Below are 25,067 nucleotides of genomic sequence, written 5' to 3'. Positions count from 1 at the left end.
GGGCCCCCGCCTATACCGAATGCGTTAAGCGGGGGCCCCGCCTTACATGTTCACGCAGCGCAGCACCGGGCGGTGGGTGAGCGCCGCCGCGTCCAGCGGCGCGAGCGCGCGCACCGTGAAGACGGTGCTCTCGCCCGGCAGCAACGTCACCAGCGCCGCGTCGACCTGCGCGGACGGGTCCAGCCGGTCGGGGAACAGCGTCAGGTCGCGCAACGCCGTGCGGGCGGTCACCACGATCCGCTGGCCGCCGTCGACCGGCTCGACGCTCGCGTCCCACTCGGCCGCCGGCCAGTCGATGTCGCGGTCCTCGGCGAAGAACCACAGCGCGCGCTCCGCGGTGTCGCCGGCCTCCGCGACCAGCAGCTCACGCCGACCTTCGTCCGGCCGCGCCAGCTCCGCCGGCAAGGTCAACACCACCGTGGAGTACGCCGGGACGTCGAGGTCGACCGAGGTCTTCGCCCTCGGCTCCCCGGTGACGGTGACCCGGGTGACAGTGGCCGGCGCGGTCCACGCCTGCGCGGTGTCGTTCACCGCGACCAGCGCCAGCCCGCCGTCGCGCGGTTGCACGGTGAGCAGCCGGTCGGCGTAGGCGCGGCGCAGCGCGTACCACAGGGGTTTGCGTCGGCCGTCGCCGTCGACGGCGGCCCAGGAGGTGACCGGCCAGCAGTCGTTGAGCTGCCACACGATGGTGCCCATGCAGACGGGTCGGTGCGAGCGGAAGTGTTCGACGCCGAGTTGGATGGCGCGGGCCTGGTTGAGCTGGGTGAGGTAGTGCCAGTCGTCGAAGTCGGCGGGCGGCGGCAGGTGGGCGTCGAGGCCGCGCTGGAGCTTGCGGTCCCCGTCGGCGGCCTTCTGGTGGTGGGCCATGCCGGGTGAGTCGTGGGCGAGGGGTTCGTCGGAGATGGCCCGGCGCAGCGTCGCGTACGCGGGTGGCCCCTGGTAGCCGAACTCGGCGACGAAGCGCGGCACGTACTCGCGGTATCTGGTGTAGTCGTCGTCGTTCCAGACGGTCCAGATGTGCATGGTGCCGTGCGCCGGGTCGTTGGGGTGGAGGTCGTCGCGGCCGGACCAGGGGCTGCCCGGCCAGTAGGGCGTGGTCGGGTCCAGCTCGTCGACGATCGCGGGCAGCAGCTCCAGGTAGTAGCCCCGTCCCCAGGTGCGGCCGGCGAGCGGTTCCTGCCAGTCCCAGTCGTGCCAGCCCCAGATGTTCTCGTTGTTGCCGGTCCAGAGCACCAGCGACGGATGCCCGGCGAGCCGGGACACCTGCTGCCGGGCCTCCGCCTCGACCTCGGTGCGGAACGGCTCCTCCTCCGGGTACGCCGCGCAGGCGAAGAGGAAGTCCTGCTGCACCAGCAGCCCGAGCGTGTCGGCCAGTTCGTAGAAGTCGTCCGACTCGTAGCGCCCGCCGCCCCAGACCCGCAGCAGGTTGACGTTGGCGTCGACCGCCTGGCCGAACCGCTGCGCCAGGCGGTCCCGGGTGACCCTGTTTCCGAAGGCGTCGTCGGGGATCCAGTTGACGCCCTTGACGAAGACCGGCACGTCGTTGACGACGAGCGTGAACGGGGTGCCGTGGTCGTCGGGCGTGGTGTCGAGGCGGATCGAGCGGAAGCCGATCCGGCGGGACGCGGCGTCCAGGTGCCGCCCGTCGGCGGCGTGCAGGGTCACGTCCAGGTCGTGCAGGGGCTGGTCGCCGTACCCGACCGGCCACCACAGCGCGGGGTCCGGCACGGTGAGGGTCAGCGCGGTGGCCCGCTGTCCCGCCGGCACGGTGACCTCGGCGGTGACGCCGGCGACGGCGGCGCGGACGGTGAGCGGCTCGTCGGCGGCCCGCTCGACCTCGACGTGCAGCTCGACCCGGCCGGCGCCGTCGACCACCGTGACGAGCGGCCGGACCGACGCGAGCCGGGCGGTGGACCAGGCGTGCAGGCCGATCTGCTGCCAGATGCCGGCGGTGACCACCGTCGGTCCCCAGTCCCAGCCGAAGTTGCAGGCGGTCTTGCGGATGAAGTGGAACGGCTCCGGGTACGCGTTGGGCCGGTCGCCGAGCCGGTCCCGGTGCGCCTCGGCGTAGCGGTAGGGCGAGTCGAAGCGTACGGCCAGGGTGTTGTCGCCGGGGCGCAGCAGCGACCGGACGTCGAAGCGGTAACCGCGGTGCTGGTTCTCGGTGCGGCCGACCTCGACGTCGTTGAGCGTGACCGTGGCGACCGTGTCCAGGCCGGCGCAGACCAGGTCCACCCGGTCCGCGCGGTCGCCGGGTTGCCAGGCGAACGTGGTCCGGTAGACCCAGTCGGTGCGCCCGATCCAGGTGAGCCGGTTCTCGTTGTCGTCGAGGTACGGGTCGGGGATGAGGCCGGCGGCCAGCAGGTCGGTGTGCACGCATCCGGGGACGGTCGCCGGCACCGCCGCCCCGGCGATCTCCGGTGGCACCGCCGGGCCGGGCTCGGCCCGCAGCGTCCAGCCCTCGTGCAGCAGCGTGGGACGGCTCACGACTTCACCGCGCCTTCCATGATTCCGCGGACGATCTGGCGTCCACCGATGAACAGCATGAGCAGCAGGGGGACGGTGGCGATGAGCGCGCCGGCCAGCACCCGACGGTAGATGACGTAGTTGCCGCTGGCCAGGTCGGAGACCGCCACCATGGAGGTCGGGAAGTCGGTGCCGCTGAGCGTGATCAGCGGCCACTGGAAGTCGTTCCAGGTGGCCACGAACGTGAGCAGGCCGAGCACGGCGAGGGCGGGGCGGATCGCGGGCAGCACGATGGTGGCGTACACCCGCATGGTCGTGGCGCCGTCGACCCGGGCCGCCTCGACCAGCTCGTCCGGGACGGTGTTCACGATGAACTGCCGCATGTAGAACACGCCGAACGCGGTGACGAGGCCGGGGGCGATGACCGCGAGCAGCGTGCCGTTCCAGCCGAGCTTGCCCATCACGATGTAGAGCGCGACGATGCCGAGCTGGTTGGGCACGGTGAGCGTGAGCACCACGAAGACCATCAGCGCGCTGCTGCCCTTGAAGCGCAGCTTGGCGAACGCGAACCCGGCCAGTGAACAGAAGAACAGCACCGAGGCGGTCACCACCGTCGACACGATGACGCTGTTGACGAGCGACGCGGCGAAGTAGACGTCCTGGAGGGAGAAGACCTCGTCGACGTTGGTCAGGAACCTGTCGCCCGGGACGATCGCCGGGGGGAGCTTCGCCAGCGCCTCGTCGTTGCTCGTGGCGATGACGAACATCCAGTAGAGCGGGAACGCGGCGAACAGCATGCTGACCGCGAGCAGCAGGTAGGTCCAGAGGCCGGCCGGGGTGTCCTGCGGCGCCCGGGCCACCACACGTCGTGTCGTCACCGACGACCTCCCGAGAGTCGGTTCGTCAGCAGGTAGTTGAGGCCGGCGACGATCAGGACGATCAGGAACAGGGCCCAGGACATGGCCGCGGCGTAGCCGAGGTTGAGGTCCTTCCAGCCGACCTTGTAGATGAGCTGGGCGATGGTCTGCCACTCACCGTTCGGCCCGCCGGTGGCGGCCTGGGCGTTCGGGTCGAAGAGCATCGGCTCGGTGAACAGCTGCAACCCGCCGATGGTGGAGAGGATCACGGTGAACAGGACGATCGGCTGGATCATCGGGACGGTGATCCGCCAGAGCTGCTTCCACTGGTTGGCGCCGTCGATGGCGGCGGCCTCGTAGACGTCGCGCGGGATGGACTGCATGGCGGCCAGGTAGAGCAGCGCGTTGTAGCCGATCCACTTCCAGTTGACCATGGTGGCGATGGCGATCCAGGCGTGCAGCTTGTCGGCCCGCCAGTCGATCGGGTCGTCCGCGCCGCCGATGCCGAGCAGGCCGAGGACCCAGTTGGCCATGCCGAAGTCGCGGGAGAAGAAGACGCTGAAGACCATGCTGGAGGCCACGATCGGCGTCACGTACGGCAGCAGCACGCCGACCCGCCACCACGTCTGCGCCCGCAGTTTCCGGTTGAGCAGCGAGGCGACAAGCAGCGCGAGCAGCAGCTGCGGCACGGTGGAGAGCAGGAAGATGCCGAACGTGTTGTAGAGCGCGTTCCAGAAGTCCTCGTCGGCCATGAGCCGGCTGAAGTTCTCGGCGCCCGCCCAGTAGGGCAACGTCGGGTCGTCCAGGCGGTAGTTACGCAGCGAGACCACCGCGTTGAACAGCAGCGGGAAGAGCCCGAACACGAGGAAGAGCAGGAAGAACGGCGCGATCATGAGGTACGGCATGTAGCGCATGTCGAAGCGGTACAGCCGGTTGCGCCAGGTCAGTCGCCGGTCGTCGGCCCCATCGCGTTCTCGCGCGGGTCGGCGGCTCGGCGGCGCGGGCGCGGCAGGGGTGCTGGACATCGGTTCACTCCAGAGCCGAGGCGGGTGGGCGGGCGGCGCCGGAGCGGGTCAGGTCCCGCTCCGGCGCCGGTGGGGCGTCAGGACTTGGCCGCCTTCTCGGCTTCCTTGACCGCCTCGTTCCAGGCGGCGTCCGACTTCAGCGACTTGTTCTCCACCCGCCGGATGACGTTCTCCACCGCGACCCGGGTGGGGCCGTTCTTCTTGCCCAGGTACTGCGGGGTGAGGCCCTGCGCCATCTTCGGGAAGATCTGACCGACCGGGGCGTCGTTGAAGAACGGGTTCTTGAAGTCGGCGATGGCCGGGTCGGTGTAGAGCGCCGGCTGCGACGGGAGGTTGCCGACCTTCTTGAAGATCTCGATCTGCTGCTCCGGCGCGACCAGCCACTCCAGCAGCTTGTACGCCTCGTCGACGTGCTTACCCTGCTTGGGGATGGTGAGGAACGAGCCGCCCCAGTTGCCGCCGCCGCCGGGCACCGCGGCGATGTCCCACTTGCCCTCGGTGCCGGGCGCGGTGTCCTTGATGTGGCCGAGCATCCACGCCGGGCAGGCCAGCACGGCGAACGCTCCGCTGGTGAAGCCCTTGTCCCAGTCGGCCTGGAAGCTGACCAGGTTGGCCGAGAGGCCGGCGTCGACCGCCTTGACCGTGTAGTCGAAGGCGACCTTCGGGCCGCCGTCCATCTGGAGCTGCTCCTGGTCGTTGTAGAAGCCGACCTGCTGCTGCCCGAGGACCGGGTTGAACAGGTTGGTGCCGGCGTCGAGGAACTTCTTCTTGGTCTTGCCGGTGTACTGCTGGCCGACCTCGATGAACTTGTCCCAGGTGGGCCAGAGCGCGGAGACCTGGTCGCGATCGGTGGGCAGGCCGGCGGCGGAGAACAGGTCGGTGCGGTAGCACATGGCCAGGCCACCCACGTCGGTGCCGAGGCCGATCTGCGTCTTGCCGTCGGCGGACAGCGACTGCTTCCACTTCCAGGGCAGGTACTTGCTCTCGTACGACCCGGCGCCCTTGTCGAGCAGGTTGACGAACTTGTCGGACTGGCTGCGGAACTGGACCATGAAGCCCTCGTCGATCGCCGCGATGTCCGGCGCGCCGTTGCCGGCGACGAGCTTCTTCTGCAGGTCCTCGTGCTGGGCGTTGTACTCGCCCGAGTTGAGCTGGATCTTGACGTTCTTGTGCTCGGCCTCGTACTTGGTCTTGAGGTCCTGGAGGCCGAAGTCGCCCCAGAAATTGATCTTCAAGGTGACCTGACCGTCGGCCGCGTCCGAGCCGCCGGTGGTGCTCCTGCCGCTGCATGCGGCGACCATGACCAGGCTGAGGGCACCGACGGCGGCCGTGCGCGCCCAGTGCGTCCAGGACCGTTTCATGCCATCCTCCGCGCCAAATGGGAACGCTCCCGATATCGAGAGACGTTGACTGAACCGGATAAGTGACGCCACCGTACGGTCCGCCCCTGGCAGTGTCAACGGCCGGTTAACAGCACTGAACCGCACCCAGTACCGAACTGTGTGGTTCAGTCCCGCGGCCTGGAGGGGCGCACCGGTGCAGTAGCGTCACACCCGCCGGCCACCCCGGCGGTCGAGAAGCGCCCGCGAGGGCCGGACAACAGGGGAGGAACGCTTCGGTGAAGCGGCCGACCATCGCCGACGTCGCCCGGCGCGCCGGAGTCTCCAAGGGCGCGGTGTCGTACGCGCTGAACGGGCAACCCGGCGTCTCCGAGGCGACCCGGCAGCGCATCCTGGCGATCGCCGCCGAGATCGGGTTCAGCCCGAGCAGCGCCGCCCGGGCGCTCTCCGGCGCCACCGCCAAGGCGGTCGGGCTGGCGCTGTGCCGGCCCGCCCGGATACTCGGCATCGAGCCGTTCTTCATGGAGCTGATCAGCGGCGTCGAGGCCGAACTGTCGGCCCGCTCGTACGCGCTGACCCTCCAGGTGGTCGCCGACCAGGACGCCGAGATCGCGGTCTATCGCAGGTGGTGGGCCGAGCGCCGGGTGGACGGCGTCTTCGTCTGCGACCTGCGTACCGACGACCGGCGGGTGCCCGCGCTGGAGGAGCTGCAACTGCCCGCCGTGGTCATCGGCGGCCCCGGACACACCGGCGGCCTGGCAAGCGTCTGGTCCGACGACGCGGCGGCCCTGGTCGAGACGGTGGAATACCTGGTCGCGCTCGGGCACCGGCGGATCGCCCGGGTCGGCGGGCTGCCGACGTTGCTGCACACCGAGATCCGCACCGACGCGTTCACCGACGTGTGCGCCCGGCTCGGGCTGGACGAGGCGAGCACCGTCTGGTCCGACTACACGGGCGAGGAGGGCGCGCGGGCCACCCGCCGGCTGCTCAGTTCCGCCAACCGCCCGACCGCGGTGATCTACGACAACGACGTGATGGCCATTGCCGGGCTCTCCGTGGCCCAGGAGATGGGCCTGGCCGTCCCCGGCGACCTGTCCATCGTGGCCTGGGACGACTCGCCGCTCTGCCGGCTCGTCCACCCGCCGCTGACCGCGCTCGGCCGGGACATCCCGGCGTACGGCGCGCACGCCGCCCGGCAACTCCTCGCCGTGATCGCCGGCGCGGAGGTGAGAGGCGCGCAGGACGAGACCGCCCACCTCACACCGCGCGGCAGCACCGCACCACCCCGCACCCACTGAACCGGTTCAGCGAACCGTCCTCGCCGCACCGCTTCACCGCACTGCTTCACCGCGACGCCGCACCGCGCCGCCGCACCGCGACGCCTCACCGCGACGCCTCACCGCGACGGCGACGGGAACTCCTCGAACCACGCCTCGACCCGCTCCGCCGTCGCCGGCCGGGCCAGCGCGAAGCCCTGGCCGTACCGGCAGCCGGCCCGCCGCGCGCCGGCCACCTGGCCGTCCGACTCCAGCCCCTCGACCACCAACTCCACGCCGAGCCGGCTCCCCAGGTTCGCCACCACGTCGATCAGCGGACGCTGCCCGTCGGCGCCCGGCGCGACCAGGTGCGGGCCGACCTTGAGCAGGTCGATCGGCAGCCGGCGGAGCTGGGCGAGCGAGGCGTGCTCGGCACGGAAGTCGTCGAGCGCGGTGCGGACGCCGAGCGACCGCAGACCGGCGAGCCGAGCCACCACGGTGGGCAGCTCCGGCCCGACCGCCGGCTCGGCCACCTCCACCACCAGCCGCTCCGGCGGCACGTCGTATGCCGCGAGCGCGGTCGCCGTCCGCGCCACGAAGTCCGTCGCGGCCAGCTCCCGCGGCGTGACGTTGACCGCCATCCACAGCTCCCGGCCCCCCTCCGACCAGGAGGCGAGCTGCCGGCAGGCCCGGTCCACCACCCACCATCCGACCTCGCCGAGCAGGTCGAGGTCGGCCGCCACCGGCAACAGCTCCGCCGGCAGCACGGTGCCCAACGCCGGGCTACGCCACCGCAGCAGCGCCTCGGTGCCCACCGGCAGCCGGTCGGCGAGCGCCACCACCGGCTGGTAGACCAGGTCCAGCTCACCCCGGGCCACCGCGCCGGGCAGCTCCCGCTCCAGGTCCAGCCGGCGGACCAGCTGCTCCTCCAGGTAGGCGTCGTACCACTCGACCCGGTCCCGGCCGAGCTGCACCGCGCGCCGCCGGGCCAGGTCGGCCTGGCGTAGCACGTCCTCCGGATCGCCGCCGGTGGTCTCCGCCAGCCCGATGCTGGCCCGCACGTGGACCATGATGCCGCCCGGACCGGGGTACGGCTCGGCGAGCGCGGCCAACAACCGGTGCCCGAGCGCGTACGCCGGCACCGGCCCGAGGTCGGTGAGCACGGCGAACCCGGCGTCGCCGACGCGGGCGACCAGGTCGTGGGCGCCGCAGCCGGCGCGGAGCCGCCGGCCCACCTCGGCCAGGACCGGCCCGGCCGGCGCCAGGTCGTCGTGCAGGTCCACCAGGAGCAGCGCGCCGCCGCTGCGCAGGGGCAACGCCCGCGCCAGCTCGGCCCGGGTCAACGGCGCCGGCTCACCGGCGTCGCCGCCTCCGCCGACGAGGCGCCGCAGCCACTCCTCGCTGGCGGCGAGCCGCTCCACCCGGTGCCGCTGGTCGGCCGCGGCCAGCAGCTCACTGACCATGATCGGCGGAATGATCGACAACCCCAGGGCCATGGCCGCCGGGGTGAACTCCCCGACCGTACCCAGATGCACGCCGGCGGCCAGGGCGGCGATGCCGGCCGGCGCGGTGAGCCGGGGCCACGCGGCCGGCGCGGCGCCGCGGTGCGGTCGCTCCCCGGCCGAGGTACGCCGCGCGCCGGCGGCGGTGAGCAGCGCGCCGGCCAGCACCGGCGGCGCGACGGCCGACAGGGCGCGGTCCGGCGCGTCGTACGCCAGCAGCACCACGAGCAGCGCCAACCCGCCGAGCGTGAGCCCGGCCCCGGCGTGGCAGCGCGCGGCTCCCGGCCGCCGCCGGCGTTCGGCGAGCGCGGCCGTCACCAGCACGGCGAGCGTCGCCGCCCCGCCCACGCTGGCGACCAGCCCGGCCGGCGGCACCGGCCCGGCGGGAAGGAGCATCCAGCCGGCGAAGGCCAGGCTGACGCCGAGAGCGAGCGCGTCGACCGCCCGACGCAGCCGCTCGCGACAGGCGAGCCGGGAACGGCCGGGCAGGCGGAACAGGGCCGTGGCGTAGAGCGGCGTGGCGAGGCCCAACCCGACGAGCGCGACCGGCAGCCGGTGCGCCCGATCGCTCAGCGGCAGCACCGCGACCGTGAGGCCGGCGACCAGGACGGCGGCGTCGAGGATCGCGGCGACCCGCCGGGACAGCGCCACCCGGCGCGCCCGCCGCCCGGTCGCCGAGCCGCCCGCCCAGCCCACCGCGCGCTCGTGGCGCGTGGCTGCCGGCGTGGGTGGGACGCCGGCGAGCCAGGCGAGCCGGACACAGGCGAGGGCGGAGCCACCGGCGACGGCGAGCGCCGCGGCGGCCGGGCCGGGCACGAGCCCGGCGATGCCTGCCAGCAGGAATAACGCGCCGCTGAGTGAGGCGGCGAAATCGGGCAGGAGGGGCCACCGGCGGGGACCGGTGGGAGGCATGACGAGCACGGCGGTCGCCTTCGTGAGGGGGCACGGGGCGGTGCGGTTGCGGTGCGACGTGCGGGTTGCCCGGGGTGGGCAAGCTGCATCGGCGGGGACCGATGCGGCCATGCCTAGAAACGATTCCGGACGCGACGGGTGACGCGACACCACTAGTGACCTCCATCACACGCCAACGTGACCGGCGTGCGGCGGCCGGGCGGGAGAGTCGGCTGGGCGGGTGGGATCATCGGAGGGTGAGCCGCGCCGACACCGTCCACTTCCGCCACAACCAGGCCATCCTGGTGGCCGCGATCGTCGCCTTCATCGGCGCGCTGCCGCTGGCCACCGCCCGCTGGTGGCTGCTCTGGGTGCTGCTCGTCCCGCTCGTGATCGGAATCTGGGTGTGGCGGGCCGGCACCGATGCCGACGCCCGGGAGCTGCGACTGCGTGCCCTCGTCGGGCAACGACGGGTGCCCTGGGACCGGGTGACCGAGCTGGGCGGCGGTCCCCGCGGCCGGGCGATCGCCCGACTTGACGACGGTCAGGCACTGGTGCTGCCCGCGGTGCGCGCCACCGACCTGCCCCGCCTGATCGCCGCCACCGGCCAGGCGCTACCCCACGACGACAGCGCCGATCAGTAGCCGTCGGTCACCCGGTTCGCCAGCTCCTCCCCCGCCGCGAAGCGGCGCAACTGCGCCCCCACCAGCCGGTACGCACGCGGCAACAAGCCCCGCACCGACCCGGCTACGTGCGGGGTGAGCAGCACGTTCGGCAGCTCCCAGAGGGGGTGGTCGGCGGGCAGCGGCTCCGGGTCGGTGACGTCTAGCGCGGCCCGCAGCCGTCCCGATGCCAGCTCGGCGAGCAGTGCCGGCGTGCGGGCCACCGGCCCCCGTGCGGCGTTCACCAGCAGCGCGCCGTCCGGCATCGCGGCAAGGAAGCGCTCGTCGACCAGGCCCCGGGTCTGCTCGGTCAGCGGCACCAGCAGCACCACCACGTCCGCCGTGGGAAGCAGGGTGGGCAGCTCGGCCACCCCGTGCACCTGCTCGTCCGGGCGCGGCGTGCGGGCGACCAGGGTGAAGCTCACCTCGAACGGGGCGAGCCGGGCGCGCACCGCCGCGCCGATCGAGCCGGCGCCGACGATCAGCACCCGCTTGCCGGCGAGCTCGTCGGTCGGGGCCACCTCGTCGTACGCCCATTCCCGGCGGGCCTGGGCGCGGGCCAGCGGCGCGAACCCGCGCAGCGCGGACAGGATCGCGGTGACCACCCACTCCGCGGTGGCCGAGTCGTGCACGCCCCGGGCGTCGCAGAGCGTCACACCCTCGGGCACCCGCTCGACCCAGGCGTCCGCGCCGGCGGAGAGAAGCTGCACCACCTCGACGTCCGGCAGCTCGGCCAGGAGCGCTCCGGCGTCCGCGCCGGAGAGGAAGGGGGGCACCCAGAACCGCACGTCCGCCGGCGGGGAGGGGAGCCGGGCCGGATCCGCGAGCACTTCCACGGTGACGTCGGGTGGCAGCTCACCGAGCAGTCGGTGGCCCTCGGGGTGTGGGATCCATACCTTCACGATCGTCGACGATATCCGTACCCGCAGGTCGGCGCCGTTCAGGCAGTGACGAACGCCCCGCCGCGGGTCGGACACACGTGCGACAGGGTTTAATCGGGGGCGGGACGCCGGCCGGCGTCGCGACGGCGCAGGGCAGGGGGGCGATGAGCCAGGACGACCCGGAGCGGAGGGCGGCGCCGATTCCCGCGCTCACCGACCCCGCCCGGCTTCGGTCCCTCGACGAGACCCGCCTCGACGCGGAGCCCGATGAGGCGTTCGACCGATTTGCCCGGCTGGTCGGCGACCTGCTCGACGTCCCGGTCGCGCTGGTGTCCCTGGTCGACGCGGACCGCCAGTTCTTCCCCGGCGAGACCGGGTTGTCGCAGCCCTGGGCGGCTCGCCGGGAGACCCCGCTCAGTCACTCGTTCTGCCAGCACGTCGTCGACACCGAGGCCCCGATGGTGCTGCCCGACGCCCGCCTCTACCCCCGGGTCCGGCAGAACCTCGCCATCGAGGACCTGGGCGTGGTGGCGTACGCGGGAATGCCGCTCACCGACCTGGACGGGCGGGTGCTGGGCTCGCTCTGCGCGATCGACAGCAAGCCCCGGGCCTGGACGAAGGAGCAGCTGCGGACGCTCGCCGACCTGGCCGCCGCCTGCTCCTCGGAGCTGCGGCTGCGGATCGCGGTCCGCGGCGCCGAGCAGGCCCGCCGCCGCGCCGAGGAGGCGCACGACCGGCTCGCCATGCTGGCCGGGATGAGCGAGATGCTCGGCGGCACGCTCGACCTGGGCACCGCGGTCGATCGTCTCGCGCACGCCATGGTTCCGCTGCTCGCCGACTGGTGCCTGATCACGCTTGTCGATCCAGCGGGGCGGCCTCGCGGCGTCTCCGGCGCGCACCGCGACCCCGGGCGCGAGGCCGACCTGAACCTGTTCGCCCAGTTGTTGACCACCGGGCTCGGTCCGGAGTCGCTGATCCGGTCGGTGGTGCGCACCGGCCGGCCGGTGATGCGCGACACCGCCGGCCTCGACGACGTGGCGCGCGGCACCACCCGTCCGGAGCTGGTGCCGCTCGCCGACCGGCTCGGCATCGGCTCCCACCTGACGGTGCCGATCACCGCCGTCGGCGACCGGGTGATCGGCACCGTCACGCTCGTCAACCGGCCGGGCCGGCGCGGCTTCGACCCGAGCGACCTCCGGACCGCGCAGGACATCGGGGTACGGGCCGGGCAGGCGGTCGGCAACAGCCGGCTCTACGGCGAGCAGCGGCACGTCGCGGAGGTGCTCCAGCACAGCATGCTGCCGGTGCTGCCGACAGTGCCGGGGATCGAGCTGGCCGCCCGGTACCTGCCGGCGGCGGATCGGGTTGAGGTCGGCGGCGACTGGTACGACGCCTTCGTCCAGCCCGACGGCGAGCTGGTCGCCGCGATCGGCGACGTCGCCGGCCACGACATCGAGGCCGCCGCCACCATGGGCCAGCTGCGCAACCTGGTCCGCGGCAACGCGTACGGGCGGGACGATCCGGTCGAGGATCTGGTGGCCAACCTCGACCGGGCCATCGGCGGGCTGCGGGTGCCCACGGTCGCCACCGCCGTGCTGGCCCGGGTTCGCCCGGCCGACGACGGGCTGCGGGTCCGCTGGTGCAACGCCGGGCACCCGCCGCCGCTGCTGATCCGGGCCGACGGCACGGTGTCGGCGGCGGAGGGTCGCGGCCCCCTGCTCGGCCTGGCCCGACCGCCCCGGCGTACCGGGCGGACGGTGACCCTCGCGCCGGGCGACACGCTGCTGCTGCACACCGACGGGCTGATCGAACGCCGGGACCAGCCGATCGACGAGGGGCAGGCGGAACTTGTCGAGCGGCTCGCCGCCGACGGACCGCAGGTCCCGCTGGCCGCTCTCTGCGACCGCCTCCTCGCCGCCGCGGACCGACGCGAGGACGACGTCGCCGTGCTCGCCCTGCGGGCCGGCTGACCGCCGAACAGCCGACCGCGCGGCGCCGTCGAGAGGCGCCCGGATGACGTACCGGCCTCCGGCACCGCCGGTCCGTCGGCGCGTCCGGCTACGCTGGGTCGGGTGAGCCCGCGTCTGACGTACCCTCGCTTCCTCCGCCCCCGGACGGCGCTGGCGGCGTCCGGCGCGGCGCTGCTGCTGGCCGTTGCCGGCTGCTCCCTCGGCGAGCCCGAGCCGGACCCGGCCGGCGAGCCGCCCAACCTGCCGACGCCGTCGGGCGCGGCCAGTTCCGGCGGGGCCAACCAGCAGGTCGTGGCTACGGTGCTGGCGAAAGGGCTGGCGGTGCCGTGGGCGATCGCGTTCCTGCCCGACGGCGCGGCGCTCGTCACCGAACGCGACAGCGGGCGGATCCTCCAGGTCGGCCCGGAGTCCGGGCCGGACGGGCTCGCCGTGCGGCCGGTGCAGACGGTGCCCGGGGTGGCCGCCGGCGGTGAGGGCGGTCTGCTCGGCATCGCCGTGTCCCCCGGATACGCCCGGGACCGCACGGTGTTCGTCTACTACACGGCCGAGGACGACAACCGGATCGCCAAGCTGCAACTCGGCCAGGCGCCGACGCCGATCCTCACCGGCATCCCCAAGGCCGGCAACCACGACGGCGGCGGGTTGGGTTTCGGCCCGGACGGTTTCCTCTACGCGAGCACCGGGGACGCCGGGCGCACCGAGAACGCCCAGGACCCGAAGAGCCTCGGCGGCAAGATCCTGCGGATCACCCCGGCCGGGAAGCCGGCCCCGGGCAACCCGACCGCCGGTTCCCCGGTGTGGTCGTCGGGGCACCGCAACGTGCAGGGTTTCGCCTGGATGCCGGACAAGCGGATGTACGCCGTGGAGTTCGGCCAGAACACCTGGGACGAGATCAACCAGATCAACAAGGGCGGCAACTACGGCTGGCCGCAGGTCGAGGGACGCGGCGAGGACGCGCGCTACGTGAACCCGATCGTGCAGTGGCGCACCGGTGACGCCTCCTGCTCCGGCCTGGCCGCGGTGGAGCGGTTGCTTGTCACCGCCTGCCTGCGCGGTCAGCGGCTGTGGCTGGTCGAGCTGGCCGACAACGGGACCGTCCTCGGCCAGCCGCGTGAGCTGCTCACCGGCCGGTACGGTCGGCTGCGTGCCGCGACCGCGGCGCCGGACGGCTCGATCTGGGTCAGCACCTCGAACCGGGACGGCCGGGGCAAGCCGGCGGCCGATGACGACCGGCTCCTGCGCCTGGTCTTCGCCGACGGCGGCGCGGGCCGGAGCTGATCCACTTCCGGCAGGTTTGCCAAGATCACCCAACGGGCAGGCAGAATCTCAGCATGGACGGCCAGGAGAACGAAGAGCAGCGCGCCGGAGACCCGAAGTCCCCGGCCACCGGGCGTGCCCGCCGCTTCCCGGCGTGGCGGCCCGGCCCCCGCCTGCGCCGGGTGGGCGTGGTGCTGGCCGTGCTCGCGGTCACGCTCGGCGGCATCGTGGTCGGCACGTACGCCGGTGGCCACGTCGGCACCGACATCGGCCCGTTCCGGGCCGAACTGACGCTCAGCCCGTCCCTGAACGGCGGGACCACCGTCGACATCCCGCCGCTGGGCGCGCTGCTGCTGGACAGCCACACCGGGCCGGCGTACCTGACCGTCAAGGTGGGCTCACTGGACCAGGGGCGCACCGAGGCGCTGCTCGGCGATCCCGCGAGCATCAGCCGGGCCAGCCAGTCGGCGGTGGAGGACGTCCGCGCCGGGGTGATGCGGCTCGGCCTGAAGACGCTCGCCTCGACGGTGCTGGCCACCCTGATCCTGGCCGGGCTGGTCTTCCGCGACGTCCGGCGCACCGCCTGGGCCGGCGGGCTGGCCCTCGCCGTCACCGCCGGCAGCCTCGGCCTCGCCGCGGCCACCGTGCGCCCGCAGGCGATCGAGGAGCCGCGGTACGAGGGGCTGCTCGTCAACGCGCCGGCGATCGTCGGTGACGCCCGCCGGATCGCCGACGACTACACCAAGTACGCCGAGCAGCTCCAACATCTGGTCGGCAACGTCAGCAAGCTCTACACCACCGTCTCCTCGCTGCCGGTGGTGCAGCCGTCCCCCGGCACCACGCGGGTGCTGCACGTCTCCGACATGCACCTCAACCCGACCGGCTGGCAGTTGATCCGTACGGTGGTCGAGCAGTTCGGCATCGACGTGGTGATCGACACCGGTGACCTGACCGACTGGGGCAGCGAGCCGGAGGCGTCCTACGTCGGCTCGATCGGCCTGCTCAAGAAGCCGTACGTCTACATCCGTGGCAACCACGACTCGCCGCGCACCGCCGCGGTGGTGGCCCAGCAGCCGAACGCGGTCGTGCTCGACAACTCGACCACGACCGTGGCGGGGCTGACCATCGCCGGCATCGGGGACCCCCGGTTCACCCCGGACAAGGAGACCTCACCGGCCGGCAGCGGCCTCACCGCGGCGGTCGCGGACCAGGTCATCGGCGCCGGTGAGCAGCTCGCCGCCACGGTCGAGAAGTCACCCCGGAAGGTGGACATCGCGCTCGTGCACGACCCGGCGTCGGCCGGGCCGCTCTCCGGCATCACGCCGCTGGTGCTCTCCGGGCACAAGCACGCCCGGCAGGTGTCGAAGCTGCCGCAGGTGCCGGGGGAGCAACCGACGACGCTGATGGTGGAGGGCTCGACCGGCGGTGCCGGGCTGCGCGGGCTGGAGGGCGAGAAGCCCACCCCGCTGACCATGACGGTGCTCTACTTCGACGAGCAGAAGCTGCTCCAGGCGTACGACGAGATCACCGTGGGCGGCACCGGGCAGTCGCAGGTCAACCTGGAACGGCACGTGATCCGGGACCCGGCGAAGGGCGACGAGGTGCCGGTCACCCCGACGCCCACCCGGGGTGCGCCGGAGTCGCCGTCGCCGTCCCCGTCGGCGAACGCGACGAGCCCGACCCCCACCACCACCGGCTGACCCCCACACACCATCACCCTGAGTAACATACGCGTTCGAGCGGAGGAGGGCTCGTCCGCGCCTTTGCTCTGCAGCCATCCACGCAGCAGGCACCCAGCGTCACCCAATCGGCCCGACACCATAAATGGGTTAGCTTCTATAGAGACAGCTCAGCGCGATGATGCGGATGTGGCTGCAGAGCAAAGGCACCGAAGACCCTTCGTCCGCCCGAGGCAGTGTCCTTACTCTCAGTAATCACACGTCAAGGTTGCGCTGCGTAATCTGCGCCGCGCGGCCCCGGCGGACCACCCGGCGCCCGGCAGCCGCCCCCGCTGAGGCCGCTCGCGTACCAGGACTCCGGCGTCGACCCGGCCCAGCTCCCGAATCGGCCGGGTCGGTTTCACCCTTGATCGACTCCACTTCGGCGAGATGGCGGTATCTCGGCCCCGCAACCCCGCCACTTCGCCGAAATGGAGTCGATCAAGGGCGCGTTCTCGCTTTCCGGGACTGGCCGCACGGTGGTCTGCGCAGGCGGAGTGGGCCGGGCGGGCCAGGCTGGCGGGGCGGGCGGGTCAGCGCAGCGCCAAGGCCGCGAGGGCGGCGTTGACGATGCTGCCGGGCAGCAGGTCGTGCAGCTCGTACAGCTCGCGCACGCTGCCGGACTGACCGAACTCGTCCACCCCGAGCGGCACCGCCGGAGCGCCGACCGCCGAGCCGAGCCAGGCCATCGCGTGCGAGGCCGCGTCGTGCACGGTGACCACCGGCACCCGGTCGGCGAACGCCGACCGCAGCGCGCCGGGCACGCTCGGCACGGTCGCGGTCCGCACGCCCTGACGCAGGGTCCGCTGCCACGCCCGGTAGAGCCGGTCCAGGCTGGTCACGTCCACCACGTGCGCCGCGACGCCCTCCTCCGCCAGCTCCGCGGCGGCGGCCAGGACCTCGGGCAGCACCGCGCCGGACGCGGCGAGCTGCACCACCGGGGCGTCCGCGAGATCGGGGTACGCCTGGTGCGCGTCGACCAGCCGGTAAGCGCCGGCCACCACCTGCCGGCGCAGCACCGCGTCCCCGAGCCGGGCCCGGGCCGCCTCGAACGGCGCCTGGTCCACCGGCCGGGTGCTGAGCCGGAAGTAGTACGCCCCGTCCTCGGCCGGCGCGGCGGTCGCGGCCGGCGCGCCGCCGCCGGCGATCTGACCGAGCGCGTCGCAGAGCAGCCAGTCGAGGCTGCCGGCGTACGCGGGCTCCAGGAACGTCACCCCCGGCAGTTCCAGGCCGACGGAGGCGGTGATGGTGGACTGGTGCGCGCCGCCCTCGGGGGCCAGCGTGATGCCGGACGGGGTGCCGGCCACCACGAACCGGGAGCCCGAGTAGGTGCCGTAGAGGAACGCGTCCAGCCCGCGCAGCACGAACGGGTCGTAGACCGTGCCCACCGGCAGCAGCGGCTGGCCGGACAGGTCCCACGACAGGCCGAGCTGACCCAGCAGCAGGAACAGGTTCATCTCGGAGATGCCCAGCTCGATGTGCTGCCCGGCGGGGCTCTCCGTCCAGCGCAGCATCCGGTCGGAGGTCCACGACCGTTGCTCGGTCGGCGCGAACACGCCCGTCTTGTTGATGAACCCGGCCAGGTTCGTCGAGGTGGCCACGTCCGGCGCAGTGGTCACCAGGTAGGGCGCGACCTGCGGGTCCCGGGCCAGGTCGACGAGCACCCGGCCGAAGACCTCCTGGGTGGAGACCGGCTTGTTGACGCGTACCCTCGTGGTTTCCGGAACGGTGACGCCCAGCGCCCGCTCGCGCGGCGGGCGGGACAGCGCCTCCCGGCGCTCGCCGGCCCGGATGCCCGCCGCCGACGCGGGGTCGAAGCGGTCCCACTCGGTCTCCGGAGTCAGGCCGTTCGCGGCGCGCAGCGCGTCCACCTGTTCGGTGCTGAGCAGCGCCGAGTGGTTGCGCGGGTTCCCGGCGATCGGCAGGCCCCAGCCCTTCACCGTGTACGCGAAGACCACGCTGGGCCGGTCGGTGACCGCGTCGCACTGGGCGTAGGCGTCGAGCATCGCCTGCGCGTCGTGCCCGCCCAGGTCGGTGACGAGCGGGCCCAGCTCGTCGTCGCCGATGTCGGCGACGAACGCGGCCACCCCGGCCGGCGCGCCGTCCAGGAACTGCGTGCGCAGCTCCGGACCGGCCAGCCCGAACAGCGACTGGTACTGCTCGTTGGGCATCAGGTCGATCCAGTCGCGCAGCGCCGCGCCGCCCGGCCGGGTGTACGCCTCGGCGAGCCGGCGGCCGTACTTGACCTCCACGACGTGCCAGCCGGCCGCCTCGAACTGGCCGCGCCACTGGTTGATCCGCACCCCGGGCACGACCCGGTCCAGCGACTGCCGGTTGAAGTCGACGAGCCACATCACGTTGCCCAGCCCGGTGGTGGCCGGGTCGGCGACCGCCTCCCAGATGTTGCCCTCGTCCAGCTCGGCGTCGCCGATCAGCGCGACGAACCGGGAGTGCGGACGCGCGCCGAAGTGCGCGTCGACGTAGCGGCGGGTGACGGCGGCGAACAGCGGCGCGGCGGCGCCCAGGCCGACCGAGCCGGTGGAGAAGTCCACCTCGTCGGGGTCCTTGGTGCGTGACGGGTACGACTGGAGGCCGCCGCGGGCGCGCAGCTTCGGCAGGTAGGACCGGTCGAGGTTGCCGAGCAGATACTGGATGGCGTGGAACACCGGGGAGGCATGCGGCTTCACCGCGACCCGGTCCTCGGCGTCCAGGTGCTGGAACCAGAGCGCGGTCATCGCGGTGACCAGCGACGCGCTCGACGCCTGGTGGCCGCCGACCTTCACCCCGTCGCCGGTGTCCCGGTCGTGGTTGGCCGCGTCGACGATGCGGGTGGCGAGCCAGAGCACCCGGCGCTGGATCTCGTCGAGGACGTGCTCGTTCACGGTGACTCCATCCGGGCGTCGCCGTTGACGCCCTGTTGGGGTGGGGGTAAGGCGGGGCCCCCGCTTAACGCATTCTGCATAGGCGGGGGCCCCTTTTAACACTTGTCAGGCAGCGCCGAGGCGCTCCAGGATCAGCTCGCGGACGGTCTTCGCGTCGGCCTGGCCACGGGTGGTCTTCATGACCGCGCCGACGAGCGCGCCGGCCGCCGCGACCTTGCCGCTGCGGATCTTGTCGGCGATCTCGGGGTTGGCGGCGATCGCCTCGTCCACGGCGGCGGTGAGCGCGCCCGTGTCCGAGACCACCTCCAGGTTGCGGTTCGTCATGATCTCGGTCGGCGAACCCTCGCCGGCCACCACGCCCTCCAGCACGGCACGGGCCAGCTTGTCGTTGAGCTTGCCGGCGTCGACAAGCCCCTGAAGCTCCGCCACCTGCGCCGGGGTGGCGCCCACGTCGGCCAGCTCCACGCCCGTTTCGTTGGCGCGGCGGGACAGCTCGCCCAGCCACCACTTCCGGGCCGCCGCCGGGGTGGTCCCGGCAGCCACGGTCGCCTCGATCAGCTCGACCGCACCGGCGTTGACCACCGACTCCATGTCCAGGTCGGACAGGCCCCACTCCTGCTGGATCCGCTTGCGGCGCAGCCGCGGCAGCTCCGGCAGGGCGGCCTTCAGCTCTGCCACCCACGCGGTGTCCGGCGCCAGCGGCACCAGGTCCGGCTCCGGGAAGTAGCGGTAGTCGGTGGCGGTCTCCTTGGACCGGCCCGAGGTGGTGTCGCCGGTGTCCTCGTGGAAGTGCCGGGTCTCCTGGACGATCCGGCCACCCGCGTCCAGCACCGACGCCTGGCGCAGCATCTCCGACCGGACCGCCCGCTCCACCGAGCGCAGCGAGTTGACGTTCTTGGTCTCGGTGCGCGTGCCCCACTCCTCGCCCGGCAGGTTCAGCGAGGTGTTGACGTCGCAGCGCAGCGAGCCCTCCTCCATCCGCACGTCCGAGACACCGAGCGAGCGGACCACGTCGCGCAGCTCCGCCACGTACGCCCGGGCGATCTCCGGGGCGAGCGCGCCGGTGCCGGGGATCGGCTTGGTGACGATCTCCACCAGGGGGATGCCGGCCCGGTTGTAGTCGACGAGCGACTCGGTGGCGCCGTGGATCCGGCCGGTCGCGCCGCCGACGTGCAGCGTCTTGCCGGTGTCCTCCTCCAGGTGCACCCGCTCGATGCCGATCCGCACCAGCTCGCCGTTGACCTCGACGTCCAGGTAACCGTCGAAGCACAGCGGCTCGTCGTACTGGCTGATCTGGAAGTTCTTCGGCATGTCCGGGTAGAAGTAGTTCTTCCGGGCGAACCGGCACCACTCGGCGATCGAACAGTTCAGCGCCAGCCCGATCCGGATGGTCGCCTCGATGGCCGCCTTGTTGGCCACCGGCAGCGAGCCGGGCAGGCCCAGGCAGACCGGGCAGACCCGGGTGTTCGGCTCGCCACCGAAGTCGGTCGGGCAGCCGCACCACATCTTGGTGTTCGTGCCCAGCTCGACGTGGGTCTCCAGGCCGATCACCGGTTCGTAGCGCGCGACGACCTCGTCGTACGCGGGCAGTGTCGTCGTCATCTGCTCCTGCCTCACAGTGCCGGTGGGGTGAACGTGCCGACCGTCGACTCCAGCGCGGCGGCGACCCGGTACATCCGGTCGTCGGCCATGGTCGGAGCCATGATCTGCAGGCCGACCGGGAGCCCGTCCGACAACCCGCACGGCACCGAGATGGCCGGGCCGCCGTACAGGTTCGTCGGGATGGTGAACAGGTCGGCCAGGTACATCTGGTAGGGATCCGAGGTGCGCGCGCCGATCGGGAACGCCACGAACGGGGTGGTCGGCGAGATCAGCGCGTCCACCTGCTCGAACGCGGCGGTGAAGTCGCGGGTGATGAGCGTGCGCACCTTCTGCGCCTGACCGTAGTAGGCGTCGTAGTAGCCCGAGGAGAGGGCGTACGTGCCGATCATGATGCGGCGCTTCACCTCGGGCCCGAAGCCGGCCTCGCGAGTCAGCGACATGACCTCCTCCAGCGACCGGTTGCCGTCGTCGCCGACCCGCAGGCCGAACCGGACGCCGTCGAACCGGGCCAGGTTGGAGGAACACTCGCTCGGCGCGATCAGGTAGTAGGCCGGCAGCGCGTACGAGAAGTGCGGGCAGGACACCTCGACGATCTCGGCGCCCAGCTTGGCCAGGGCCTCCACGGACTCCCGGAACGCGGCCATCACGCCCGGCTCGGCGCCCTCGCCGGTGAACTCGGTGACCACGCCGAGCTTGACGCCGGTCAGGTCACCGCCCGCGCCCAGCTTCGCCGCGCCCACCACGTCCGGCACCGGGGCCGGGATCGAGGTGGAGTCGCGCGGGTCGTGGCCGGCGATCACCTGGTGCAGCAGCGCGGCGTCGAGCACGGTACGCGCGCACGGGCCGGGCGTGTCGAGCGACGAGGAGAACGCGACGAGCCCGTATCGAGAAGTGCCGCCGTAGGTGGGCTTGGCGCCGACGGTGCCGGTGACCGCGCCGGGCTGGCGGATCGAGCCGCCGGTGTCCGAGCCGATCGACAGCGGCGCCTCGTACGCGGCGAGCGCCGCGGCGCTGCCACCGCCGGAGCCGCCCGGGATCCGGTCGAGGTCCCACGGGTTGTGGGTCGGCCCGTACGCCGAGTATTCGGTGGAGGAGCCCATGGCGAACTCGTCCATGTTGGTCTTGCCGAGCATCACCGTGCCGGCGGCGCGCAGCCGCTCGACGATCGTCGAGTCGTACGGCGGGCGCCAGCCCTCCAGGATCTTCGACCCGACCGTGGTCGGCACGCCCCTGGTGGTGAGCACGTCCTTGACGGCGACCGGCACGCCTGCGAGTGGGCCCAACTCCTCGCCCGCGGCCCGGCGCTCGTCCACGGCCCGCGCGGCGGCGAGCGCGCCCTCGGTGTCGACGTGCAGGAACGCGTGCACCCGGTCGTCGACGGCGCCGATCCGGTCGAGGTGGGCGCGGGTGACGTCGACCGCGGAGGTCTCCCCGTTCGCCACCAGGCCGGCGATCTCGACGGCGGTCATCTTCGTCAGGTCGGTCATGACGCCACATCCTCGTCCAGGATCCGCGGGACGCGGAACCGCTGCTCCTCGGCGTCGGGCGCACCCGACAGCGCCTCCTGCGGGGTCAGGCTCGGCGTCACCACGTCCTCGCGGAGCACGTTGGTCAGCGGCACCGAGTGGGACGTCGGCGGGATGTCCGCCGCGGCGACCTCGCCGACCTGCGCGACCGACTGGAGGATCACGTCGAGCTGGCCGGCGAAGGTGTCCAGCTCCTCCTCGGTGACGGCGAGCCGCGACAGTCGCGCGAGGTGCGCGACCTCCTCGCGGGAGATGGCGGCCATCGGGTGCCCCCTTCGTGGCTGTCTGAGAGACGTCTGCGGTGTGCCGGCCGCGCGTACGACGGTGAACGATAACGCGTGGTGACCGGAGCGAGTCTATTGTCCCGCCGTCACGTCGACGCCTTCGACTCCCCCTCCGCCTCCGGCCCGCCCTGGCCCTCGCCCTCCACCGGCGCCGGGTGGATCGGGCGGTACCGCGACAGCCAGGTGATCAGCTCCTCCGCCGGCATCGGCCGGGCGTGGAACCAACCCTGCGCCACGTCGCAGCCGGCGGCGTGCAGCAGCCGCCAGGTGCGCTCGTCCTCCACCCCCTCGGCGACCACCCGCAGCCCGAGCGCGCCGGCCAGCTCGATCATCGAGCGGACGATCGCCGCGTCGTCCGGGTCGTCGGCCATCCCCAACACGAACGACCGGTCCACCTTCACCTCGGACAGCGGGAGTCGACGCAGGTGCTGCAACGACGAGTAGCCGGTGCCGAAGTCGTCGAGCGCGATACCGACCCCGATCCGGTGCAACTGGGTGATGCTTGCGAGCACCCGCCGGGGGTCGGCCATCAGCGCGCCCTCGGTGATCTCTACCTGGAGCCGTTCCGGCGGCAACCCGTACCGGGCGAGCCGGTCGGCGATCTGGTCGGCGATCTCGCCGGTGTGCAGGTCCCGGACGCTGACGTTGAGCGCGGCGCGCAGTGGGAGCCCGGCCGCGAACCACTTGGCGAGCTGCTCCACCACGTCGTCCACCACTCGGCGGGTGAGCAGCCGCATGACCGCACTCTGCTCGGCGACCTGGATCAACTCCCCCGGATCGACCATCCCCCGGCGCGGGTGCCGCCAGCGCAGCAGCGCCTCGACGCCGACCACCTCGCCGGTCGCGATGGCGATCTGCGGCTGGTAGTACATGGTGATCTCGCCCGGGTCCTCCATCTCGCGCACCTGCGCGCGATCCCCTGTCACACCGCCGACGCCGCCTGTCGCACCGGCGACGGGGAACGCTCGGGCGGCGGGCGCGGCGTGCGCGCCCGGCGCGGACGACGCGTCCACGGCCGGCGCGGCGTCCACGGCCGGCGCGGCGTCCACGGCCGGCGCGGCGTCCACGGCCGGCACGGCCACCAGGGCGGATGCGGCGTCGGGGACCGGCGCCGCCACCGGGGCCGGCTCGCTGCCGGGCCGTACCGGGCCGGTGGGAACGCCGGTACGCGCGGACCGGCGCCGGATCGGGTCGGCGCCGGTGAGGATCCGATCGATCAGTTCGTCGTCGGTCCGCGCCTCGACCCGGGCCCGCCGCCACCGCAACCGCCACCGGGCCGGAGCGTCGGCGGGTCGCACCCCGTCCCGACCGTGATCGCGAACCGGCGGGCCCTCGCGAACCGGCCGCCCGTCGTGGACCGCCCGCCCGTCGTGGACCGCCCGCCCGTCATGGACCGCCCGCCCGTCGTGGACCGGCCGCCCGTCGTGGACCGCCCGCCCGTCGTGGGCCGGCCGGGCGGTGGGCAGGTCCGGCGTCAGCGCGGCGCCGTCACCTCCGCGGACGCCCACCGGCTCGCCGGGCGACGGGGACTCCAGCGCCCGGCGCAGGTCGGCCAGGAGGCTCAGTCGTTCGGCCGAGTTGTGGTCGGACTCCGGGGCGTACACCGCGACGGTGTCGTTGCGCTGCTTGGCGTCGTACATGGCGACGTCGGCGTGCCGCATCAGGGTGGCGAAGTCCTCGCCGTGCTCGGGGAAGAGCGCGACGCCTATCGACCCGCCCACGTCGAGCGGCAGCCCGTCCAGCGGCACCGGCTCGGCGAGCGCGGCAACCACCAGGTCGGCCCGCTCCCGCGCCGCCCCGACGCCGGCCAACCGGGGTACGACGATGGCGAACTCGTCGCCGCCGAGCCGCGCCACCAGCTCGCCGTCGTCGACGACGTCGATCAGCCGGGCGCTCACCTCGACCAGCAGCCGGTCACCGACCGCGTGCCCGAGCGCGTCGTTGACGTTCTTGAACCGGTCGAGGTCGAGCAGCAGCAGGGCCAGGTGGGCGTCCGGCTCACCCCGGGCGGCCCGCTCGGCGTGCAGGTGCACCTGCTCGGCCACCTCAGTCAGCAGCGCCTTGCGATTCGGCAGCCCGGTCAGCGGGTCGAGGTCGGCGAGCTGTTCCCGTTCGTCGGAGAGCCGGGCCATCCGGTAGACCGCGAAGAGCGGCACCAACACCAGCGGGATCAGCGCCGCGCTGGTCGCGGCGGCGGCCACCAGTACCGGCGCGAGCAACAGCAGCGAACCGGTGGAGAGCAGCTCGTAGGCCAGTCCGAGCCGGACCGCGGGCCACCACCGGTGCCCGAACCGCAGCCGGATGGCGGTGTTGACCAGGCCGTAGTTGACCAGGAACCAGGCCACCGTGGCGCCGCCCACCGCCGCCACGTCGGTCCAGTGCAGCCGACCGCCGCCGAACAGCTCGCCCGGGCCGAACCGGGTGACCGCGTACGCGGCGGCGAGCGCGCACGCGTACTGGGCGGCGTTGAAGGCGGTGCGCCAGGCGGCGTAGCCGAGCCGCCAACCGGAGACGGCCACGGCCACGGCCTGCACCGCCACCGCCGGGCCGAGCCCCCAGCCGAGCAGGATGGCGAAGGTGAAGCAGGTGGAGGGGAACACCGCCGAGGTCTGCCGCCGGCCGGGCGGGACGAACGGACGGGCGTCGCAGGCCACGGCGAGCGCCGCCATCGTCCAGAACGCGACCGGCAGCTCGGTCAGCCGACCCGGAAGCCCGGCCAGCGGCCCGATCGAGACGAGCAGGGCGACAAGGCCGACCGCGCCGACGAAGCCGAAGAACGGCCCGCTCCGCCCCGGCGGGACGGAGTTGCGCGGGTCGCCGGTCGCCATCGCACCTCCCGGGAACGGTCCCGGCGCGCGTCGTCACGCGCCGTACGCCAATGAAACGCCCTCCGACCGGCTTTGCCCGGCGCGACAGTCACGAATAGGTGGCAGTCGTAATTAAGTTGG

16 protein-coding genes are annotated in these 25,067 nt (G+C 73.1%); 5 read left to right on the top strand and 11 right to left on the bottom strand.

The genetic code is table 11. The features are described 5' to 3' along the window. Positions 1-42: 42 nt before the first annotated feature. The 4 genes from O7613_RS01670 to O7613_RS01655 form a co-directional block, all read right to left on the bottom strand. Positions 43-2,487: a glycoside hydrolase family 2 protein gene (locus O7613_RS01670; protein WP_282291671.1), complete on the bottom strand. Its 2,445-nt coding sequence runs from the start codon at positions 2,485-2,487 to the stop codon at positions 43-45. After that, complete coding sequence (locus O7613_RS01665) at positions 2,484-3,344, bottom strand: carbohydrate ABC transporter permease (protein WP_282291649.1); 861 nt, start codon at positions 3,342-3,344, stop codon at positions 2,484-2,486. The genes O7613_RS01670 and O7613_RS01665 overlap by 4 nt, the downstream gene beginning before the upstream one ends. Then, on the bottom strand, positions 3,341-4,348 hold the full coding sequence (locus O7613_RS01660; protein ID WP_282291648.1) for a sugar ABC transporter permease: 1,008 nt from the start codon (positions 4,346-4,348) through the stop codon (positions 3,341-3,343). The genes O7613_RS01665 and O7613_RS01660 overlap by 4 nt, the downstream gene beginning before the upstream one ends. 77 nt (positions 4,349-4,425) lie before the next feature. Beyond that, positions 4,426-5,709, bottom strand: a complete 1,284-nt coding sequence (locus tag O7613_RS01655; protein ID WP_281584547.1) for an extracellular solute-binding protein — start codon at positions 5,707-5,709, stop codon at positions 4,426-4,428. A 257-nt stretch (positions 5,710-5,966) separates the two neighbouring features. On the opposite strand from O7613_RS01655, the gene O7613_RS01650 reads away from it, so the two are divergent. Next, positions 5,967-6,986 (top strand): LacI family DNA-binding transcriptional regulator, encoded by a 1,020-nt coding sequence (locus tag O7613_RS01650; protein WP_282291647.1) that lies wholly within the window; start codon positions 5,967-5,969, stop codon positions 6,984-6,986. Positions 6,987-7,084: 98 nt separating this feature from the next. Here the strand turns inward: O7613_RS01650 and O7613_RS01645 are convergent, their stop codons facing one another. After that, positions 7,085-9,358, bottom strand: a complete 2,274-nt coding sequence (locus O7613_RS01645) for a GGDEF domain-containing phosphodiesterase (RefSeq protein WP_282294450.1) — start codon at positions 9,356-9,358, stop codon at positions 7,085-7,087. A 236-nt stretch (positions 9,359-9,594) separates the two neighbouring features. Here O7613_RS01645 and O7613_RS01640 point away from each other — a divergent pair, with 236 nt between their 5' ends. After that, complete coding sequence (locus O7613_RS01640; protein WP_282291646.1) at positions 9,595-9,981, top strand: PH domain-containing protein; 387 nt, start codon at positions 9,595-9,597, stop codon at positions 9,979-9,981. On the opposite strand, the gene O7613_RS01635 is transcribed toward O7613_RS01640, so the two are convergent. Further along, entirely contained in the window at positions 9,975-10,901 is a 927-nt protein-coding gene (locus O7613_RS01635) for a 2-hydroxyacid dehydrogenase (RefSeq protein WP_282291645.1), read from the bottom strand. The two genes, O7613_RS01640 and O7613_RS01635, sit on opposite strands and share 7 nt — an antisense overlap. A 143-nt stretch (positions 10,902-11,044) precedes the next feature. On the opposite strand from O7613_RS01635, the gene O7613_RS01630 reads away from it, so the two are divergent. The 3 genes from O7613_RS01630 to O7613_RS01620 all read left to right on the top strand — a co-directional run bounded on the left by O7613_RS01630 (position 11,045) and on the right by O7613_RS01620 (position 15,807). Continuing rightward, positions 11,045-12,850, top strand: coding sequence for a SpoIIE family protein phosphatase (locus tag O7613_RS01630; protein WP_282291644.1), 1,806 nt, complete (start codon positions 11,045-11,047; stop codon positions 12,848-12,850). Positions 12,851-12,952: 102 nt separating this feature from the next. Further along, entirely contained in the window at positions 12,953-14,128 is a 1,176-nt protein-coding gene (locus tag O7613_RS01625; RefSeq protein ID WP_281584552.1) for a PQQ-dependent sugar dehydrogenase, read from the top strand. A 53-nt stretch (positions 14,129-14,181) separates the two neighbouring features. Beyond that, a complete protein-coding gene (locus O7613_RS01620) occupies positions 14,182-15,807 on the top strand; it encodes a metallophosphoesterase (RefSeq protein ID WP_282291643.1) in 1,626 nt (541 codons plus the stop codon). Between the two features lie 551 nt (positions 15,808-16,358). Here O7613_RS01620 and O7613_RS01615 read toward each other — a convergent pair. The 5 genes from O7613_RS01615 to O7613_RS01595 all read right to left on the bottom strand — a co-directional run bounded on the left by O7613_RS01615 (position 16,359) and on the right by O7613_RS01595 (position 24,947). Then, complete coding sequence (locus tag O7613_RS01615; RefSeq protein WP_282291641.1) at positions 16,359-18,707, bottom strand: pyruvate dehydrogenase; 2,349 nt, start codon at positions 18,705-18,707, stop codon at positions 16,359-16,361. A gap of 105 nt (positions 18,708-18,812) precedes the next feature. Continuing rightward, complete coding sequence (gene gatB / locus O7613_RS01610) at positions 18,813-20,309, bottom strand: Asp-tRNA(Asn)/Glu-tRNA(Gln) amidotransferase subunit GatB (protein WP_281584555.1); 1,497 nt, start codon at positions 20,307-20,309, stop codon at positions 18,813-18,815. An 11-nt stretch (positions 20,310-20,320) separates the two neighbouring features. Further along, on the bottom strand, positions 20,321-21,796 hold the full coding sequence (gene gatA, locus O7613_RS01605) for an Asp-tRNA(Asn)/Glu-tRNA(Gln) amidotransferase subunit GatA (RefSeq protein WP_281584556.1): 1,476 nt from the start codon (positions 21,794-21,796) through the stop codon (positions 20,321-20,323). After that, positions 21,793-22,098 carry an Asp-tRNA(Asn)/Glu-tRNA(Gln) amidotransferase subunit GatC gene (gene gatC, locus O7613_RS01600; RefSeq protein ID WP_091063838.1) on the bottom strand — a complete coding sequence of 102 codons (306 nt, stop codon included), beginning with the start codon at positions 22,096-22,098 and terminating at the stop codon, positions 21,793-21,795. The genes gatA and gatC overlap by 4 nt, the downstream gene beginning before the upstream one ends. A gap of 107 nt (positions 22,099-22,205) precedes the next feature. Beyond that, positions 22,206-24,947: an EAL domain-containing protein gene (locus tag O7613_RS01595; protein WP_282291637.1), complete on the bottom strand. Its 2,742-nt coding sequence runs from the start codon at positions 24,945-24,947 to the stop codon at positions 22,206-22,208. Positions 24,948-25,067: the final 120 nt, after the last annotated feature.

The sequence above is a fragment of the Micromonospora sp. WMMD975 genome (assembly GCF_029581215.1).
Taxonomy (GTDB): Bacteria; Actinomycetota; Actinomycetes; order Mycobacteriales; family Micromonosporaceae; genus Micromonospora.
The sequence above is the reverse complement of the archived record's forward strand: the minus strand, read 5'-3'. Positions and strand labels throughout refer to the sequence as shown.